Annotated in this window: 1 protein-coding gene and 3 pseudogenes; 2 read left to right on the top strand and 2 right to left on the bottom strand. The window is 44.4% G+C overall.

Features of this window, described 5'->3' with window-relative positions; genetic code table 11:
- Nucleotides 1-262: pseudogene (locus LC574_RS34185) on the top strand (hypothetical protein); the annotation flags it as partial.
- A 294-nt stretch (nucleotides 263-556) separates the two neighbouring features.
- Here LC574_RS34185 and moaA read toward each other — a convergent pair.
- A complete protein-coding gene (moaA, locus tag LC574_RS34180; RefSeq protein WP_229458051.1) occupies nucleotides 557-1543 on the bottom strand; it encodes a GTP 3',8-cyclase MoaA in 987 nt (328 codons plus the stop codon).
- Between the two features lie 166 nt (nucleotides 1544-1709).
- Here moaA and LC574_RS34175 point away from each other — a divergent pair.
- A pseudogene (locus LC574_RS34175) lies at nucleotides 1710-2621 on the top strand (hypothetical protein); the annotation flags it as partial.
- Nucleotides 2622-2638: 17 nt separating this feature from the next.
- Here LC574_RS34175 and LC574_RS34170 read toward each other — a convergent pair.
- Nucleotides 2639-2843 (bottom strand): annotated as a pseudogene (locus LC574_RS34170) (DUF4158 domain-containing protein); the annotation flags it as partial.

The following is a 2843-nucleotide window of genomic DNA, read 5'->3' as shown; positions in this document are numbered from 1 at the left end:
CTTGCTAGTTCTTATTATCCAAATTGTCACTGAACAAATAGTCAGTAGAGTTTGGTTGCCAAGTTTAGTGGTAATTATTGGTACACTTTACACTGCATTTCGAGTTTGGCAACTTTGGCACGAGCAGCAATTCATCAAAAGTACTGATTTCGTCGAGCGAGGGAACTTCAGGATAATTAGTAGTGTCTTGTGGCTGCTGCTTTTGTTTTGGTCAAGTAATTTAATTATGCTACTGACTCTATCCTGGCCAAGTATTTTGTAGTTTTGCAGCAAATTGGAGATTTTTAGCAAGAACCTTTTTCACCAATTTTGAATCAATCTTAGCGTAGGCGTAGCCCGCACTTCGGCTGCGCCCTTACTTCGACTGCGCTCAGTACAAGTCGGCTACGCCCTTCTCTACGAGAGGCTACGCCAACGGCTACGCTCAGGACAAGCTCAGGACAGGCTCAGTGACCACCGCAGGCATCGCTCCTCACGCTGTCGAGTTGAGCAAATCTATAATTTGACACCCCATACAGGAAGAGATTTTCAGCCTTTGATTCAGTATGACCAATGACTATCCGCCAATTTGCGACATCGTGCGGGTGTATATACCCTTGTTACCAGAATCGCGCCCTTTAAAGTTAATTTCTGGCTTGATTCCGAGTAAATGCCTCACCTGCTCTTGTAATTGGGCGGTACTAGTGCCAGAACGCAAAGCAGTTTTTAAATCTATTTGACCAGTTTCATTTAATAAACAAGGACGCAGCCAGCCATCAGCACTCAGGCGCATCCGGTTACAACGATCGCAAAAACATTCCGACATTTGACTAATAAATCCCAGTGTCCCCTTCGCACCGGGAATTTGAAAGACATCAGCAGGGCCTGCACCACGAACTTGTGATTCTGTCAAGCCCCAGCGATCGCGGATAGATTCTCGTAACTCGGCTGAAGATACCCAACCGCGATCGCCAAACAAATGCACATTACCAATGGGCATAAATTCAATAAATCGAACGTGCCATTGTTTGTTAATTGTCAGGGCTGCTAAATCTAGAACTTCGTGGTCATTAACGCCAGGAATCACCACCACATTCAGCTTTAGGGGGTCGAATCCGACGTGATGAGCAGCTTGAATCCCATGCCAAACTTGTTGCCAACGAGAACGCCCGTGATTACCGATAATTTGGTCGAAAATATCGGGATCAAGAGAATCCAGACTAATATTAATTCGTCGCAGACCTGCATTGTAGAGGTTTTGTGCCATCGGAGCCAGCAAAAAACCGTTGGTGGTCATTGAGAGGTCTTGAGTTTGGGGGAGAGTTGCGATCGCGCTTACTAAATCTACCACGCGCGGACGCAATAAGGGTTCACCCCCAGTCAACCGAAACCGCTTAAAGCCTACTGGAATAAATACCTCTTGAATTAAGGTGAGTAGTTCTTCATCAGTCAACAACTGTTGCTTGAGAATATAATCCAGTTCTACTCCCTCTGGCATACAGTATTGACAACGAAAATTGCAGCGATCAATTAAGCTTATGCGGAGGTAGTCTACCTGATTCATCGTTTTATTTTTATTGTCTCTAATTAATTAAAGACTTTACAAAGTTGGTTTACGGCTTCCTACTATATTTGTTAGTTGTAACTCAAGATACCGTACTCCCCCTTAAGTGAGAGTCCACAGATTGTGGCATAATAAGCCGATCGCATCCACTAGTTAGTCATCAATCGTGCAAGACACCGACTCCATAAACAACCTTGCTGCTGCTTTACTACAGCCAGCAGATATCAGCTTTGAACTGCCCGATCCAGAAGATGAACAGATTCTAGAGTCAGATTTTCAAGAACAGCTAGAAGTAGCTTGGCAGGTATGCGATCGCTTTGATTTGCAAACTGAAATCTGGCGGGGGCGAATTTTACGGGCTATCCGCGACAGAGAGAAAGTTGGTGGTGACGGACGCGGTACTGGCTTTCTGCGATGGCTAAAAGAGCGGGAAATCAGCAAAAGTCAAGCATACTCCTGGATTCAACTGGCAAATAGTGCCGATACTCTCATCGAAGACGGTAAACTTGATCCCGGAACTGTGAACAACTTCAGTAAACGGGCTTTTGTTGAAACCTCCAAAGCAGTACCCGAAGTACAACAGATGGTGAGTGAAGCCGCCCAAAAAGGCGATCGCATCACCAGGCGGGAAGTGCGTCAACTCAACGACGAATGGACAGCCATGTCCTCAGATTTATTACCCGAAGCAGTTAAGGAAAAAGCCGCAGATAACACCCTTCCCCCGCGCTACATCGCCCCACTTGTGAAGGAAATGGAAAAACTGCCAGAATCGCACCAAAAGTTTATCCAAAAGGAAATTGCTGCCAATCCTGATGTGGATACCTTGAAACAGGTAACTAACGAAGCGCGTAACTTGGCCAAGTATCTCAAAGGGGCGGCTCAAGTTCAGGCGCTGACGCAGGAAAATGTTGATATTGAAACAGCCTTAGAAGAAGCGCAAAGAGTCGGCTGTTTGAGCATTGCTGCTGATTTGGTAAATCAAGCATCGCAAATTGAACAAACGATCGCTAAATTGTACATGACTTGGAAACGAATCGGTAATTTAGCAGATCGATTATATGTAGATACTGGCGCAAGTCGGTTAATAACAAAATTAAATATTTTTTGATTAACTAAATGTCGTATACGACGTACTAATCTGTCTAAAGTGTAAAATCCCGGTAATTCGTACCGTTGTTTGATTAGTTCGCCAATAGCGACGTTGATTAAATCAGCAGGATTATCCATGACTTTAGCTGATTCATGTACAGCTAATGCTGATAAGTGTCTGGCATTTTTATCAAAATCATTTACCTTGAGA

This window comes from Nostoc sp. CHAB 5715 (genome assembly GCF_020829685.1).
Lineage (GTDB): Bacteria > Cyanobacteriota > Cyanobacteriia > Cyanobacteriales > Nostocaceae > Nostoc.
Note: the sequence above shows the minus strand (reverse complement) of the source record. Positions and strands in the feature narration are given on the sequence as shown.